The sequence below is a fragment of the Cytobacillus pseudoceanisediminis genome (genome assembly GCF_023516215.1).
In the GTDB taxonomy this organism is placed as follows: domain Bacteria; phylum Bacillota; class Bacilli; order Bacillales; family Cytobacillaceae; genus Cytobacillus; species Cytobacillus pseudoceanisediminis.
Map to the genome: position 1 here is coordinate 5267805 of NZ_CP097349.1, position 16515 is coordinate 5284319.

Genomic DNA, 16515 nt, shown 5'->3' on the forward strand with positions numbered 1-16515 from the left:
TAACCACCCCGCCTGCTTTTTTAGTGCAGTATTTCCCACTTCCCTAATAACCCCATTAGCATTATAATTGTATAGGCACGCAAAAAAGTCACTTTTAGGTGCAAACAAAGAGAATCATATAATTCTTATTGACATGATTAATCATTATATGATAGGATTTTTATGTTATGTTTGTAGCGCACCCGTGCTACAACCGCACAGAACAGGTACATAAGCCCGCTTTCGTGTCGGCGCCTGGGATGGCGAGTCTTAGTCTAAGAGGAGGTGCAGTTCATGTACGCGATTATCGAAACTGGCGGTAAGCAATTACGTGTAGAAGAAGGTCAAGCTATCTACATCGAAAAGCTTAGCGCTGAAGCAGGCGAAACAGTTACATTTGAAAAGGTTCTTTTCGTTGGCGGAGACAGCGTAAAAGTAGGAAGCCCTGTAGTTGAAGGTGCTACTGTTACAGCTAAAGTTGAAAAACAAGGCCGTCAAAAGAAAATCACTGTATTCAAGTACAAAGCAAAGAAAAACTATCGTAAGAAGCAAGGTCATCGTCAGCCTTACACTAAAGTTGTGATTGAAAAAATCAACGCTTAATCAGGCGATTCAGATGATTGAAGTAACGATTATTCGTAAAGATTCCGGAAATATTCATTCGTTTGAAATAAGCGGTCATGCATTCTTCGCAAACAGAGGCAAGGATATCGTCTGTGCAGGCGTATCTGCCGTTTCCATCGGTGCCATTAATGCTGTCCATGCCCTAACCGGCGTGACACCAGAAATCAGCCATGGAGATGGCTTTCTCCGCTGTGTTCTTCCTGATCTTCAGGATGACATGAATGAGAAAGTGCAGCTTCTTCTTGAAGGCATGGTTGTTTCATTGCAGACGATTGAAGAAGACTACGGAACGTATATAAAGATTACCTTCAAAAAGCAGGAGGTGGAATAAATGCTATTAAAATTAGATCTTCAGTTGTTCGCTTCTAAAAAGGGAGTAGGTTCTACAAAGAACGGCCGTGACTCAATCTCTAAGCGTCTTGGCGCTAAGCGTGCGGACGGACAATTCGTAACTGGCGGCTCAATCCTGTACCGTCAGCGCGGTACTAAGATCTACCCAGGTGTAAACGTGGGTAAAGGCGGCGATGACACACTATTCGCGAAAGTTGACGGTGTTGTTAAGTTCGAACGTCTTGGACGTGACCGCAAGCAAGTGAGCGTATATCCTGCAGCTCAAGAGGCGTAAGCCTTTTCGAGAAAACCCTAGCCCACAAGGTTAGGGTTTTCTTTTTTGGGCAAAAAAATCCGCCAGTGCACTTCACATTTTATCTGATGAATTTATAGCTCCAGAAGACAGCAGCTCTTCTTCGCATAAGCAATATTTTCTTATTTAACATAAATTTGCTTACTGTACTTATGTTTTTTGATATACTTACAGCAAGCACAGTCTTCTGTCAGCCTAATAACCATACAGGAGTGCATATATGGAAAAAGACTGGAATATGATTGAAGTGCTGCGTCATGCCCGGCATGACTGGCTGAATAAAATACAATTAATTAAAGGCAACCTTTCCCTTAACAAGGTAGACAGAGCTAAGGAAATCATAGATGAAATCGTGGTGGAAGCACAGCAGGAAGCAAGACTTTCGAACTTAAACCTTCCTGAGTTTGCTTCGCTTTTATTGACTTATAATTGGGAAAACCACTACTTTCAGCTTGAATATGAGGTGCTTGATGATACCATTTCCGGCCGATTGGATGACATTATCCTTTCTGATTGGACAGGCTCTTTTTTTGCCATTTTGGACTCATCAGTAAAGCCTTACCATGATAATCATTTATCTGTATCCATCAGGCATGAAAAAGAAGGGGCTCGTTTCTTTTTTGATTTTAGCGGAATACTAACAGATATCGATAAATTGGATCAGTTCTTCAAAAAGAAGAACGATGACATAACGGCTGCTGTTCAGGTATTAGCTGAAGAGGAGCTTGCACTGGAGTTATTTGTGCCATTCATTGCGAATGGCAGAGAGTGATTTCCGCCGCAAAAAGCAATACTAAGTGTGAAACTCTGCAGGCTGGAGCATTTCTTAAGTGTAAGAGTGGATCCAGTCAGTGCCTGTAATTTGGCTGAATGCCAGACAATTGGGACATACTGCAGACGGGAGGAATAATATATGTTTGTCGATCAAGTCAAAGTTTATGTTAAAGGCGGAGACGGGGGCAACGGAATGGTTGCTTTCCGCCGTGAAAAATATGTGCCGAACGGAGGCCCAGCCGGCGGAGATGGCGGTAAGGGTGCCAATGTTGTTTTTGAAGTGAATGAGGGATTACGCACGTTAATGGATTTCCGTTATCAGCGCCATTTTAAAGCTCCCCGCGGTGAGCATGGCATGTCTAAAAATCAGCATGGAAGAAATGCAAAAGACATGATTGTTAAAGTCCCGCCGGGAACAGTCGTAACTGATGCCGAGTCAGGGGAAGTAATCGCAGATTTGACTGAGCACGGGCAAAAAGCTGTCATAGCCCGCGGGGGCCGCGGAGGCAGAGGGAATACCCGTTTTGCCACACCGGCTAATCCTGCTCCAGAATTGTCCGAACATGGCGAACCGGGCCAGGAAAGAGATGTTGTGCTGGAGCTCAAGCTTTTAGCTGATGTTGGTTTAGTCGGTTTTCCGAGCGTCGGAAAATCCACGCTGCTATCGGTTGTATCATCGGCAAGGCCGAAGATTGCGGAATACCACTTTACGACGATTGTTCCCAATCTGGGAATGGTTGAGACTGAAGACGGCCGCAGCTTTGTCATGGCAGACTTGCCTGGATTAATTGAAGGCGCCCATTCGGGAGTAGGCCTTGGTCATCAATTTTTACGGCATATTGAGAGAACCAGAGTTATTGTCCATGTTATCGATATGGCTGCTGTTGAGGGCAGGGATCCATTTGAAGACTATCTAACCATCAATAAAGAATTAAAAGAGTATAACCTTCGTCTCACTGAAAGGCCTCAAGTCATTGTGGCTAATAAAATGGACATGCCTGATGCAGAGGAAAATCTTAAGAAATTCAAAGAACAGCTTGAAGAAGAGTATCCGATTTTTCCGATCTCCGCTTTAACAAGACAAGGGTTAAGGGATTTATTATTTGCCGTTGCGGATAAGCTTGAAGAAACGCCTGAATTCCCGCTGTCACATGAAGAAGAAGAAGACACAGGTGTGCACCGCGTTCTTTATAAGCATGAAGCTGACCAGACGGAGTTTGTCATTACGAGAGACCCTGCAGGAGTGTTCGTCGTATCTGGCGATGCTATTGAGAAGCTCTTTAAGATGACTGATTTCTCAAGAGATGAATCTGTCCGCAGGTTTGCAAGACAGCTGCGCGGAATGGGTGTGGATGATGCTCTTCGTGAAAAAGGAGCAAAAGACGGTGATACCGTTAAGCTGCTTGATTATGAATTCGAGTTTATTGACTAACCTTCACGATTGACGGGGTGGAGAAATGAGAAAAGATAGATTCGATAAGAAATTTTATTTGGTTCGCGAAGATGTTTTGCCTGAAGCAATGAAGAAAACTTTGGATGCGAAGGAAATGATCGAAAGGGGAAAAGCCGAATCGGTTTGGGATGCTGTCCAAAAAGTTGATTTGAGCAGAAGTGCTTTTTATAAATATAGAGACACTGTGTTTCCTTTCCATACTGTTGTCAAAGAACGGCTGATCACTTTATTCTTTCATTTGGAAGACAGATCGGGGACTTTATCACATTTATTGGGCGTTGTGGCTTCTTCGGGGTGCAATGTCCTAACCATACACCAGACCATTCCGCTCCAGGGAAGGGCAAATGTCACGCTTTCCCTGAATGTAACTGAAATGGGCATCGAGATTGAGGAGCTCTTGGGTAGGCTTCGAAAATTGGAGTTTGTAGAAAAAGTAGAGGTGCTGGGGACGGGTGCGTAAGAAAATGCGCTCTGTACCCTGCCCTTTTTTAGTTTTTTATTTTGCAAATTACATACATATGTTAAAGTAGTAAAGTATAAAGAAAATTTTCAGTGATTTATGATAAGTCTGACGAAAAGGAGGTAATTACCGTGAAGATAGGATTTTTGGGCCCAAAAGCCACCTTTACAGATATTGCTGCAAGGAGTTTATTTCCGAATGAGACAGCCGTTGCCTACCCAACGATACCTGCCTGTTTTGATGCATTAAATGAGAATGAAATAGAACTGGCGGTAGTTCCTCTTGAAAACGCATTGGAAGGCTCAGTGAATATTACATTGGATTATTTAATCCATGAAGTGGATTTTCCAATTATCGGCGAACTGACAGCCCCGATTCGCCAGCATTTTATGGTCCATCCTGATCATGTGAACGAATGGGATAAAACTGATGCAGTCTATAGCCATTCCCATGCTATTGCACAATGCCATAAATTTCTGCATAAAGAGCTGAAAGGCATCCCTTGCGAAAGCACTACTTCAACTGCAGCAGCAGCTCAATATGTAAAAGAAAATCCAGATTTGCGGGCCGGCGCCATCGCTAATGAATTAGCGGCAGAAGTATATGGACTGGCGATCGTTAAAGAGGATATCCATGATTTTGATTTTAACCATACAAAGTTCATAGTATTATCCAGTAAAGAACTGTCAATCAATGAAGACCGCAAAGAGTTTGCCGGGCACAAGACGACTGTTATGGTGACGCTGCCGGCTGATAGGTCAGGGGCACTTCATCAAGTGCTTTCGGCATTTGCCTGGAGGAAGCTCAATTTGACTAAGATTGAATCAAGGCCGATGAAAACAGGATTGGGAAATTATTTCTTTATCATTGACGTGGATATGAAGCAGGACGATGTCCTTATCCCCGGAGCAGTTGCCGAATTGGAGGCACTGGGCTGCAGCGTTAAGATTTTGGGTAGCTATCCATATTTTCAGCTTCGCAATAAAAATACAAAAGTTCTTCAGGATTAAAGCTAAAGAAAAGGATCCGGTATACATATCCGGATCCTTTCTTATTTAAAAATAATAAGGATTAACGCTATTCCTGGTCAATAAGAAATCCTGCTTCCTTTAATAATTTCTCAGCTTCATCGAGTTTCCGTTCTGAGGCTGCAGAAAGAGTATGAAGATGAATGCCATCTGTCAGTTCTGATAAGAAGGAAGCTTTTGTGGCTTTAATTTTATCCATGAATTGCTTGACTTCCTGACGGGTTGAAACCATAACCGAGGCAGTTAAGTCACCATAAACAGGATGTTCAATCCTTACATCTTTTACTGTAACCCCATGATCGACAAGCAGATTCAATTCTTCTTCAGTCCTCGCGGGGTCATGATGGCAGGCAATGACCCGCTCAGCTGAAGATGCAGGAGAAGCCTGATGAAGATACATATAACCTTGGCTCGTAGCAATGATTGGCTCTTTTCTTGCCTTTAGAAGGGTGATATCCCCAACAATTACCTGTCTGCTTACATTTGTTTTTGCTGCAAGGTCGCCTCCTGTAATGGGCTGTCCGCTTTCTTTAAGAAGCTGAAGCAGAAAGGTCCTTCGCTCCTCTCCGAGCACCTTTTTTTGTTCCTTCATTTTTCCTCACCCTTATAATCCGATAATGTCTCATTCTAACATAAGAACCGGCAGAATATAAAAGATTAGAGCGGTCCGAGTTCCCGGGCCATTTCTGCCAGCTTTTCCCCCAGTGACTTTGCCTCCTCAACAGCAGTATTCCACCCGAAAGAAATCCGGAAAAATTCCTTTCCTTTTTTTCTGTAACCCCTAGGGCCATCATCGTTTTAGAAACAGTTTTCATGCCTGTGCTGCATGCGCTTCCTGTAGATATGGCATATCCATGTCTGTTGCATTCAAGCATGATATATTGCCCTTCGACCCCTTTTAACCGAAGTCCCAATGTAGAAGGAAGCTGGTAAGAGCCTGCAAAATCGTATAACACAAATTTCTCCTGTGAAGACTCAAGCTCCTTCAGCAGTGCTTCACGCAGTGTTTGGAAATGGCTGTTATGTCTGTTTAAATTTACATAAGCTTTCTGTGCAGCTACTGTCATTCCGGCAATTCCTGGAAGGTTCACAGTGCCTGGCCTGAAACCTTTTTCATGTGATACGCCTGGTAAGAAGGAGCTCCACCGCCTGCCAGGTTTGAGGTAAACCCCGCCCACCCCTTTTGGCCCGTAAAATTTATGGGCAGAAAAGGACAGGCTATCAACAAAGCTGGCGACTTCTTTTAAATCTGATTTTCCAAAAGTATGGACACAATCACTATGCAGCAATATCTTCCTTTGCCTGCAAAGTTGGCTGATCTCAGGGACAGGCTGCAATGTGCCAATTTCAGGATTTCCATGCTGTATGGTAATTAAGACGGTATCATCCCTGATGGCCGAACTTAATTTTTTTAGGTCAATACGGCCATCCGCCCCAAAAGGGATTTCTGTAATTTCATAGCCATTATCAAGGCTTAATTTCTCTAGGACACTATGAATAGAGGAATGTTCAGCCATTCCCGCTATAATATGTTTTCCTGATTTTTCAGAGGCAGACAGCAAGGCTAATATAGCGAGTAAATTGCTTTCTGTACCTCCACTGGTAAAGTAGATTCCTTCACTCTCAACTCCCAAAAGGATGGCTAATTCTCTCCGGCAGTTTTCAAGAAGCCCTTCTGCTGCGCTCCCGGTATCATGAAGGCTGAGGGAGTTGCCAAAGTATTCAGTTGAGGCTTTAATATAGGCATCTGCCGCTTCCGGATCAAGCGGACAAGATGCTGCATAATCGAAATATTTCATGTTCTCACCTGCTCTCTCTCTTTAAATAAAGCCTTCGAAAAGCAAGAAGTTCCTCTTAAACTATGAAAACCTCTTGTCATAATTCTAAATCTGTGTAAATATAGGTGTCAAGACACCTGTAAAAACAGGAGGTATAAAATAATGAATGCCGACGTTTTGATTATTGGAAGCGGGGTAGCCGCTTTGCAGTTGGCAAAGAGGCTGCGACAGGACTTAAATGTGATTATTCTCACAAAGTCAACTGTAAAAAATGGAAACTCATATATGGCGCAGGGCGGCATTGCGGCTGCCCTGGGAGTAAATGATCACCCATCCAAGCACTACATGGATACACTCGAAGCAGGAAGGTTTCATAATGATTCTGATGCAGTGCTGTCCCTGACCAGTGAGGCACCCTCCCTGATAAAAGAGCTTAATCAAGAGGGATGCCTGTTTGATATGGATTCTGAAGGAGCATTTGCGTTAGGCATGGAAGGGGCTCATTCAGAAAGCAGAATTGTTCATGGAGGCGGGGACAGCACTGGAAAAACAGTCATTGATTTTATGCTGTCAAATAAAAATCAAAACGTTCGAATCATGGAAAATGTTCTTGTGTTTCAATTGCTGATAAATGAAACGGAAGGCAGTTGTATAGGGGTAAAAGGAAAAGATTCCAATGGTGTAATTCATCGTTTCATTTCATCTCATGTTGTGCTTGCAACAGGGGCTGCGGCCAGCTATATGAATATACATCCAATGCCGATTCCGTAACCGGAGATGGTATTGCCTTAGCGTACAGAGCAGGTGCGGAGATAGCGGATATGGAGTTCATCCAATTTCATCCCACACTTCTATATAAAGACGGTAAAGCATTAGGGCTAATCTCGGAAGCTGTCAGGGGAGAGGGCGGCAGGCTCGTTACAGAAGACGGAAGACCAGTAATGGCAGGACTTCATCCACTGGGAGATTTAGCGCCAAGACATGTTGTGTCACAAGCAATTTTTCATTCTTTAGAGAAAGGGAAATCCGTGTTCCTGGATATCTCCTCAATTGAAAACTTTAAATCCAGGTTTCCGACAATAACAAAAATCTGTGAACAAAACGGAGTAGATCTAAGCATTGGGAAAATTCCAGTTTCACCCGGAAGCCACTTTTTAATGGGAGGAATTAAAACAGATTTATTGGGCCGCACCAGCATTCCTGGCCTGTATGCGATTGGTGAAGCTGCATGCACAGGCGTACATGGCGCTAACCGGCTTGCAAGTAACTCCCTTCTGGAAGGTTTATATTTGGGCAAAAGGCTTGCGGAGTGGATTAATGAACAGCCATCAAGTGATCCTGCTAAAGGACTGACATTTCCCGAGACAGCATTAAGATGTCAAGTCAAAGAAAGTTTACCTTCAGTTGAAGAAATTAAATTGAGAATGATGAAAAATGCAGGGATTATCAAAACAAAAGAAGGGCTTTTAGATCAGCTTGCCTGGCTTAAAGGCTGCAAAATTGAAGAATGGATTAAAGCAGAACTTGATGATCTTTCAATAGAGGAAGCAACACGGGCTTTCATGCTTATCGCAGCTTATCTGATAACAGACGCTGCAGTAAGGAGGACAGAGAGCCGGGGAGGCCATTTCCGGCAGGATTATCCCTTCGAAAGTCATGAATGGCTTGGAAAAAGAATCATTCAATCCCGAAAATCTGAAAAGGGTGGTAAATATGAACAAATTAAAGCTGCGATTGCAACTTGAACAGTTTTTTCTCGAGGATATCGGGGACCGCGACCTGACAAGCGGACTTATTTTTGGAGAAGATCAGACTGGAATGGTCGTTTTCCTTGCAAAGGACAATGGCATTTTTTGCGGAGAAGAAATAATCAGGTCCGGATATAAGATGCTAAATCCAGCCGCTGAAGTCAATATAATAGTAAAGGATGGAGAATGGATTGAGAAAGGTCAAGTCCTTGCTGAAGCTGCAGGGCCTGTATCCGATTTATTAAAAGGAGAAAGAGTGGTCTTAAATCTGCTCCAAAGAATGAGCGGAATTGCAACAAAAACAAGTGAGGCTGTCCGGGTATTAAATAGTTCACATACGAAAATCTGCGATACAAGAAAAACTACACCTGGCCTTAGAATGCTTGAAAAATATGCAGTCAGATGCGGAGGGGGATTTAACCATCGATATGGCCTCTATGATGCAGTCATGATTAAAGACAACCATATTTCTTTTGCAGGATCAATTTCGAAAGCTGTGGAAGAAGTACGGTCAAAAGTTGGGCATATGGTAAAAGTTGAAGTCGAAACGGAAACAAAAGAACAGGTTCTTGAAGCAGTTGAGTCAGGGGCAGATGTTATCATGTTTGACAACAGGAGCCCTGAAGAGATTAAAGAGTGGATCAGCAGCGTGCCGAAGGGGATCCTGACAGAAGCATCCGGCGGAATCACGTTGGATAACCTGTCAGCTTACAGCGATACAGGGGTTGATTTTATTTCATTGGGTTTTCTTACTCATTCCGTGAAATCGCTTGATATAAGTGTGAAGGTTACTGTGGAATAAAAGCGGAAGCGCCTTGCCCACAAAAGAACGCAGACTAGGAACGCCACGTCCTGTGGCAACGTCTGCAAGACCCCCATCCTAGGGGCCTCAACCCACAAGACGAGCCTCCCAGGAAGGTGTTCTTGCCTTTTTGGAGGATTGGCGCTTGTTACCTCGAGGTGGGAGACGCTTCTCTAATGAGCTAACGCTTTTAGTCGTGCGATGAATACGCTGTCGAAGCGTTCCATGTGGAGCTGGACTGTTACCGACGTTCAAAGGATATAAATTCCTAAAAAAATAAATGCATAATTGGCAAAGGGGTATGGAGGAAATGAATATTTTTCAGACAGCAGAAAAACAAACAACTATTCTTCCGGAAAAATATCGAATGATGACTATAAAGGAACTGGAGGATCGAGCAAGAGAAATAAAAGATAAGCTTGGAAATAAGCTGTTTATTCCGGGTCATCATTATCAGAAGGATGAGGTCATCCAGTTTGCGGACGCTACCGGTGATTCACTAAAGCTTGCCCAGCTTTCACAGGAAAATGCAGAGGCAGAATATATTGTGTTTTGCGGAGTTCACTTTATGGCTGAAACGGCAGATATATTAACAGATTCTAGTCAAAAGGTGCTATTGCCTGATATGCGCGCAGGCTGCTCTATGGCCGATATGGCTGATATCAGCCAAACAGAAAGAGCCTGGACGAAGCTGCAGAATATGTTTGGCGATACAATGCTTCCTTTAACATACGTAAACTCTACTGCGGGCATCAAGGCTTTTGTAGGCCGCCATGGAGGAGCAACAGTTACTTCTTCGAATGCTGAAAAAATGGTGAGCTGGGCGTTTGAGCAGAAGCCGAGAATTGTATTTCTGCCTGACCAGCATCTTGGAAGAAATACGGCTTATAACCTCGGAATTGGGCTTGAGGAAATGGCTGTATGGAACCCCATTACGGATCAGCTGGAATATGAAGGGCCGCTTGAGGACATTAAAGTAATTCTTTGGAAAGGCCATTGTTCAGTTCATGAAAACTTTACTGTTGAAAATGTCAAAGAAGTTCGGGAACAATATCCGGCAATGAAGATCATTGTCCATCCGGAATGCAGAAGGGAAGTTGTGGAACTTTCCGACATGGCCGGGTCGACCAATTATATAATAGATGCAATAGAACATTCAGAACCTGGGTCTTCATGGGCGATCGGTACAGAGATGAATTTGGTTAAAAGGATTATCACCCAGCATTCAGATAAAAAAATCATCTCACTTAACCCTCATATGTGTCCTTGCCTGACCATGAACCGAATCGATTTACCGCACCTTGTTTGGTGCCTTGAAGCAATTGAGCAGGGGGAAAGCCAAAATCTAATTCAGGTTGAAGAACAAACAGCAGCATTTGCTAAATTGGCATTAGATAGGATGCTCGAACGTCCATAAGCGTTTGCAAAAGGTTAGCCGGTCATTAAATCAGCGGAAATTACACAGAAATACTCTGCGTAAATTTAGGCAATAAAAAATTCTCCCCGCCCGGGAGGATTTTTTTATTGCCTTGCTGCCCTTTGCTGTTAATAGGATTAGAAGAAACGATGAAGCATAAATCCTGGGAAAAATGCATATCTTTTTGTGTAGATTGTTAGCAATTTGCCCATTTCTTCATACACTATATGGACTCATCGCGATTAACGGGCACTAATCTGCAATTTTCAAATAAATGGATGAAATGCCCGTAAATGCTGATTAGGAACACAGACTAGGAACGCCACGTCCTGTGGCAACGTCTGTGTGACCCACATCGTGTGGGCCTATACTAACCATCATTGATGGAAGTATCACCTTACGCATAGGAGGGAATTCAGAGTGAAAATCCATATCGTACAGAAAGGGGATACTCTTTGGAAGATTGCAAAAAAGTACGGCGTGAATTTTGAAGAGCTGAAAAAGATGAATACACAGCTCAGCAACCCTGATATGATTATGCCCGGTATGAAAATAAAAGTTCCTGCAAGCGGGGGCTCAATAAAAAAAGAGGCTCCTATTGGAGGAAAACCGGAAGCAAAAATAAATATGGGTGCCAAAAAGGAAATGCCAAAAGCAGAACAACCTTTTGCCAAAGAGAAACCTATTACCATGCCATCAGCTGAAGCACCTAAGGAGAAGCCGGTAAAAGAAGCACCGAAAAAGGAAATGCCAAAAGTAACGGCGCCAAAGGTTGAAATTCCGAAAGAAGTGCCAAAACCTGCACCAAAAGAAGTTCCCAAAAAACCTTATACGCCAAAAATGCCAAAGCCTATTATGCCTGAAATTGATATAAATAATTATTATATGATGAATATTCAGCAGCCGGCTCCGCAGCAAAAGCCGCTTCCAGCAAAAGAGATTAAACCGCAGCAGCAAAAGCCGCTTCCAGCAAAAGAGGTTAAACCGCAGCAGCAGAAACCGCTTCCGGCTAAAGAGGTTAAAGTGAAGGAAAAACCAGTGAAGCCTGCAGAAACAAAACCACAGCAAAAACCACTGCCTATATCAGAATCCAAGCCACAGCCCCAGCTCCCGCCTAAACCAGTCAATATCCTTCCGCAGGCAAAGCCGGCTCCAAATCAAGAAAGTCCTGAATCGCCGGAAAGCGAATCTTCTTTATATACACATCAAGGAGGTCAATATCAGCCAATGTTTCCTTTTAACCCATGTTACCCGCAAATGCCTTATCCTCAAGTACAGGGAGCAATGATGCCGCAGATGCCGCATCAGATGCCGCATCAGGTGCAGGGAGCAATGATGCCGCAGATGCCGCATCAGATGCCACACCAGGTGCAGGGAGCGATGATGCCGCAGATGCCGCATCAGATGCCACATCAGGTGCAGGGAGCGATGATGCCGCAGATGCCGCATCAGATGCCACACCAGGTGCAGGGAGCGATGATGCCGCAGATGCCGCATCAGATGCCACACCAGGTGCAGGGAGCGATGATGCCGCAGATGCCACACCAGATGCCGCAGGTACAGGGAGCGATGATGCCGGAGCATCAAATGCCGCATATGGGTATGATGGCTGGAGTTGAAAGTCCGGATTATGATGAATCTTCGCCGTTCATGCCAATGGCTCAAATGCCATCAGGTGTGATGGGTGCAGAAGATATGGGACAACAGATGCCACATCAAGTGCAAGGGGCGATGATGCCGCAGATGCCGCATCAGATGCCACATCAGGTGCAGGGAGCGATGATGCCGCAGATGCCGCATCAGATGCCACATCAGGTGCAGGGAGCGATGATGCCGCAGATGCCGCATCAGATGCCACAGGTGCAGGGAGCAATGATGCCGCAGATGCCGCATCAAATGCCATCGGGAGTGATGGGTGCAGAAGATATGGGAATGCAAATGCCGCATCAGATGCCGCATCAAGTACAAGGAGCAATGATGCCACAGATGCCGCACCAAATGCCATCGGGTGTAATGGGTGCAGAAGACGTGGGAATGCAAATGCCGCATCAGATGCCGCATCAAGTGCAAGGAGCAATGATGCCACAGATGCCGCATCAAATGCCATCAGGTGTAATGGGTGCAGAAGACATGGGAATGCAAATGCCACACATGCCGCAGGTGCAGGGAATGGAAGAATCTCCGGGTATGTCTCAAAAGCCATTAATGCCTGGTTCAGTGATGGGTGCTTCTAATGATTGCGGATGCGGAGGACCGAAATTTGCTCCGGGAGGATACGGTCCGGGACCAGGATTCGGTCCAGGGCCGGCATATGGTCCGGGATTTGGCTATGGCCCAGGACCAGCATTCGGTCAAGGTTTTGGCCAAATGGGCGGAGAGGCATTTGGAATGCCAAGAAGCTTTGACGAAAGCAGTGAATACGACGGTTAATAATGGAGGAGACGATTTAGTTCAAAATCGTCTCCTCTCCTATTTGCAAGATCAGCTGCCCTTTAAAATTGAAGAGTTAAAGCCGATTAGAAAGAAGGTTTATTTACTGAGGACACAGGAACGGGCCTTTGTATTGAAAGGATTTTCATCCTATCACCGGCTAAAGCTTCAGGAGGCATTTACTTCATCATTAATGAATGAAGGATTTGCAAAAACATATATTTTTTATGAGGTTGCCAAAGAACCGCCATTGTTTTTTGACCGGACATATTTTGGGTGTCTGGAATACATCCCGCCTTCTGAAGAAGTGTTCACCTATTTTTTGAAGAGCGATCGTTTGGAAGGGCTAAATTTGCTGAAGAATTTCCACGATACTACAGAGAAGCTTGTAAGCCGTTACCAAACGGTTGTGCCGGCATATCGGCAGGCAGACAAGTGGAGAGAGAGAGCGACCCTTTTCCTTAATAATCTCCCAGTAATAAGATATTTTGTCCAAAAAGAAATTATTAATGAATTATTAGCCTGGGCAGATTGGGCCTTGAAAGGCATTGAAGAGGACGCCTGGCTTTTTCAATCCGGGAGGAAGGTTATTCTGCATGGTGATGTAGCACATCATAATTTTCTCAGAGCTAAAGATCAATCTTTATATTTGCTTGATTTTGACCTGATAGCAATAGGTACTCCACATTCCGATTACCTGCAGTATGCGAACCGCATCCTCCCCTTTATGAAATGGTCATTTGACGATTTGGGAAAATATTCAATATTTAAATCCAATCTTGAAGAAAAGGGCTTTCTTCATGCATTGGCATTTCCAACTGATATATTTAGGGAATGGAATCGTGTAATAAGGGATAGAACATATCTTGATTCTGTAAAGATTCGTCCTGTTTTGGATTTAACTGTTGGTCAGTTTGCTGAGAGACAGCGTTTTATTAAAGCTCTTAAATATGCCGTTAATGAGATAAACAAATAATGTACAAAAAAATGGACGTAAATGGACAGAATGAAAGCCTCCTTTCGCTCACAAGCTAAGAAAGAGCAGCAATGCTCAGGGCTTGTAATATTAGCGAGGGGTTTTTCGCTTGCACAAGAAATTAATTGCAGTACCGATGGCTGCCATCATGACAATGGGATTGGCAGGATGCGGAACGAACGAAGATGCATCTGTTGATCGAAAGAATGAAATTGGTCAGCCCATGGGATATTATTCAAATGAAAATCACGGAAACCGCGGTGGAAATGTCCGGGTTGAAGATGGTACAGATAATGATGGGCCTCTGACAGAAATGATGGATCATACTCTGGGTGCAGAGGGAAAAAATAATGGCTCCAACAGAGTGGAAAATAATGCAAGAAGAGTCAGGAATGAAAATACCGGAAACCCAACTGTTCCTCTTGCTGACAGGGACCGCAGCTTTTTGCAGAGAGATAATCGTTTTAGCCATAGCGATGCAAATTATCATGGCCATCTCGATGACAATACACGACAAGCCAAAAATTCTTATTATCAGGCTTATGAAGGTGAGCTTGCTGAAAAAATTGGCAACGTTGCAGCTTCTGTTCCTAACGTTGAGGATGTCCGTTCCGTGACCTATGGAAGCGATGTTTTGATTGCTGTGGATTTGAATGATTATGATAAGGAAGAACAGACGAAAGAAGCGATTCATGAAGCTGTTCAGCCATATTTACGCGGAAGATCTGCTACGGTGGTAACGGACGAAGGAACGTTTAGCCGTTTAAGAAATATTGATAACAATCTTCGTGATGGCGGCCCGCGAGAGCAAATTGATTGGGATTTAAAAAGTTTATTCCGCAGGGAAAAATAATGATTCAGCAAAGAGGGCAAAGCTGCTGGGCTTTGCCCTTTTTACATAATTAATTTTTTTCAGGATAAACATGAAAATGTTGGTCACACTAAGCATAAAGATCTGGGAAAACAGGCTCAGGCGGATGCTGCAGAAGTTACTATTTAATCGAGGTGATCGATCATGAGAACCATATGGGGCTTGCTAATAATAGGAGCTGCTTCCTTTTATCCCTTCTTCCAGACGGATGCATTCAACTTTTTATCTGAGGGTACTTCTGTATATGCTGAGGCAGCAGGAAAACACATTGAAGGGCCGCTTAAGATGGATGTCATTTTGGAGAGAGAATATCTGGATGGGGAAGTAAGCCAGGAAACCATAGAGGAAATCATATGGACCCTTGAAGATTTCTGGGCTAAATATGATCAATGGCAGCTTGTTGATATGGATATGGATTATATAGTGTTCCGCCGGAAAATGGATGATATATCGCCATTATTAAAAGCAAATGGGTACTTCGGTGTAACCGAGGACGGCACATTAACCATTTTCAATGGAAGGCCGAAAAAAACAAATATTATTCAGTCTTTCTTTCAAATCGATTTAGGGAAATTAGAAAGCACGAAATGTGAAGAATTAAAAAAAGGAATCCCCATTGTAACAAAAGATCGATATGTGGAAGTTCTGGAGACCTTTAAAAGCTATACTGCCGGTGAAAAGCAAGCGAATTGAAAAGCAGTAAAACATGCAAGGGAATGGGATTCTCTTGCATGTTTCTGTTTTTTAAACAATAAGAAAATAATTATTTTGAACGTTGATAATCTGACTAGGTCCAGCGTCTTCCTGCTCAAGATGTCGGGGGAGAGCAAGGCGCTTCCGCTTTTCTTATGAACTGCATTCAATCATTTGTAATGTTACTTATTTTTTGATAGCTTATACTTATGTAACATTAGTTGCAGGAGGGAATCTTGTGGAATATGTTGATCCTATCAAGGACATCAAAAGCATAAATAAAATTAAAGAGATTTTAAGACAGCAGTCACAGCGGGATCTTTTGCTTTTTGTATTAGGTATAAATACGGGCATAAGAGTGAGTGATTTGCTATCTCTGAAAATTAGTGATGTTTGGGATGGGAAGGAGATAAAAGAGTTTATTTATTTAAACGATCTCAATAGTGATGAAATTAAAGCATTTTACTTAAATAGCAGCGTGAAAAAAGAACTGAAAAAATATTTTACTCAGCATGATTTCTCTGAATGTGATTATCTCTTCAAATCCAAAAAGAATAACCAGCCAATTACCCGCCAGCAAGCCTACCGGATCATAAATAATGCAGCAAAGGAAGCTGGAATTCCAGGGAAGATCGGAACACATACACTTCGAAAAACATTTGGCTATCATGCCTATAGAAAAGGGATTGCCATTTCAATCATTATGTCCATCTATAATCACCATTCTTCCGCTGAAACTTTGCGCTATCTCGGTATTGAAAGAGGCGGGAAGCAATTAATAAAAGTGGACGTTAACCTATAAAATGAGTTTAATGCATTGGCTGATATAAAGCGTCTTG

At 43.3% G+C, this 16515-nt stretch carries 17 protein-coding genes, 1 pseudogene and 1 other annotated feature; of the genes and pseudogenes, 16 read left to right on the forward strand and 2 right to left on the reverse strand.

Going from position 1 to position 16515, the window contains the following annotated elements; genetic code table 11:
* The first annotated feature begins 181 nt into the window (after positions 1-181).
* Positions 182-260 (forward strand) — a sequence feature (ribosomal protein L21 leader region).
* 13 nt (positions 261-273) lie between these two features.
* The 7 genes from rplU (at position 274) to pheA (ending at position 4943) form a co-directional block, all read left to right on the forward strand.
* Positions 274-582, forward strand: coding sequence for a 50S ribosomal protein L21 (gene rplU / locus M5V91_RS27965; RefSeq protein ID WP_009333117.1), 309 nt, complete (start codon positions 274-276; stop codon positions 580-582).
* Positions 583-595: 13 nt separating this feature from the next.
* Positions 596-934 carry a ribosomal-processing cysteine protease Prp gene (locus M5V91_RS27970; protein WP_009333116.1) on the forward strand — a complete coding sequence of 113 codons (339 nt, stop codon included), beginning with the start codon at positions 596-598 and terminating at the stop codon, positions 932-934.
* Positions 935-1228 carry a 50S ribosomal protein L27 gene (gene rpmA, locus M5V91_RS27975; protein WP_009333115.1) on the forward strand — a complete coding sequence of 98 codons (294 nt, stop codon included), beginning with the start codon at positions 935-937 and terminating at the stop codon, positions 1226-1228. It abuts the gene before it with no gap.
* Between the two features lie 238 nt (positions 1229-1466).
* Entirely contained in the window at positions 1467-2018 is a 552-nt protein-coding gene (locus tag M5V91_RS27980; protein ID WP_217025915.1) for a sporulation initiation phosphotransferase B, read from the forward strand.
* Between the two features lie 141 nt (positions 2019-2159).
* A complete protein-coding gene (gene obgE, locus M5V91_RS27985; protein WP_009333113.1) occupies positions 2160-3452 on the forward strand; it encodes a GTPase ObgE in 1293 nt (430 codons plus the stop codon).
* Positions 3453-3477: 25 nt separating this feature from the next.
* Positions 3478-3933 carry a transcriptional regulator ThrR gene (gene thrR, locus M5V91_RS27990; protein ID WP_009333112.1) on the forward strand — a complete coding sequence of 152 codons (456 nt, stop codon included), beginning with the start codon at positions 3478-3480 and terminating at the stop codon, positions 3931-3933.
* Positions 3934-4064: 131 nt separating this feature from the next.
* On the forward strand, positions 4065-4943 hold the full coding sequence (gene pheA / locus M5V91_RS27995) for a prephenate dehydratase (RefSeq protein ID WP_071156202.1): 879 nt from the start codon (positions 4065-4067) through the stop codon (positions 4941-4943).
* Positions 4944-5010: 67 nt separating this feature from the next.
* Here the strand turns inward: pheA and M5V91_RS28000 are convergent, their stop codons facing one another.
* Complete coding sequence (locus tag M5V91_RS28000) at positions 5011-5553, reverse strand: transcription repressor NadR (RefSeq protein WP_009333110.1); 543 nt, start codon at positions 5551-5553, stop codon at positions 5011-5013.
* Entirely contained in the window at positions 5492-6760 is a 1269-nt protein-coding gene (locus M5V91_RS28005) for an IscS subfamily cysteine desulfurase (protein ID WP_284521634.1), read from the reverse strand. Before M5V91_RS28005 ends, M5V91_RS28000 begins: the two co-directional genes overlap by 62 nt.
* A 141-nt stretch (positions 6761-6901) precedes the next feature.
* On the opposite strand from M5V91_RS28005, the pseudogene M5V91_RS28010 reads away from it, so the two are divergent.
* From M5V91_RS28010 to M5V91_RS28045, 9 genes and pseudogenes are all read left to right on the forward strand, one after another.
* Positions 6902-7953: pseudogene (locus tag M5V91_RS28010) on the forward strand (FAD-binding protein); the annotation flags it as partial.
* Between the two features lie 213 nt (positions 7954-8166).
* The gene (locus M5V91_RS30775; RefSeq protein ID WP_369426009.1) at positions 8167-8484 is read left to right on the forward strand and encodes a hypothetical protein; all 318 of its coding nucleotides are present in this window, start codon (positions 8167-8169) and stop codon (positions 8482-8484) included.
* Positions 8453-9289 carry a carboxylating nicotinate-nucleotide diphosphorylase gene (nadC, locus tag M5V91_RS28015; RefSeq protein WP_251175119.1) on the forward strand — a complete coding sequence of 279 codons (837 nt, stop codon included), beginning with the start codon at positions 8453-8455 and terminating at the stop codon, positions 9287-9289. The genes M5V91_RS30775 and nadC overlap by 32 nt, the downstream gene beginning before the upstream one ends.
* Before the next feature lie 310 nt (positions 9290-9599).
* Positions 9600-10706, forward strand: a complete 1107-nt coding sequence (gene nadA / locus M5V91_RS28020; RefSeq protein ID WP_009333106.1) for a quinolinate synthase NadA — start codon at positions 9600-9602, stop codon at positions 10704-10706.
* 420 nt (positions 10707-11126) lie between these two features.
* Positions 11127-13136, forward strand: a complete 2010-nt coding sequence (gene safA, locus M5V91_RS28025) for a SafA/ExsA family spore coat assembly protein (RefSeq protein ID WP_284521635.1) — start codon at positions 11127-11129, stop codon at positions 13134-13136.
* On the forward strand, positions 13090-14112 hold the full coding sequence (locus M5V91_RS28030) for a phosphotransferase (protein WP_026041805.1): 1023 nt from the start codon (positions 13090-13092) through the stop codon (positions 14110-14112). The genes safA and M5V91_RS28030 overlap by 47 nt, the downstream gene beginning before the upstream one ends.
* 109 nt (positions 14113-14221) lie before the next feature.
* The gene (locus M5V91_RS28035; RefSeq protein ID WP_009333102.1) at positions 14222-14965 is read left to right on the forward strand and encodes a YhcN/YlaJ family sporulation lipoprotein; all 744 of its coding nucleotides are present in this window, start codon (positions 14222-14224) and stop codon (positions 14963-14965) included.
* A 162-nt stretch (positions 14966-15127) separates the two neighbouring features.
* Positions 15128-15676, forward strand: coding sequence for an intercompartmental signaling factor BofC (locus M5V91_RS28040; protein WP_019382921.1), 549 nt, complete (start codon positions 15128-15130; stop codon positions 15674-15676).
* Positions 15677-15914: 238 nt separating this feature from the next.
* Positions 15915-16478, forward strand: coding sequence for a tyrosine-type recombinase/integrase (locus tag M5V91_RS28045; RefSeq protein WP_019382920.1), 564 nt, complete (start codon positions 15915-15917; stop codon positions 16476-16478).
* Positions 16479-16515 lie beyond the last annotated feature (37 nt).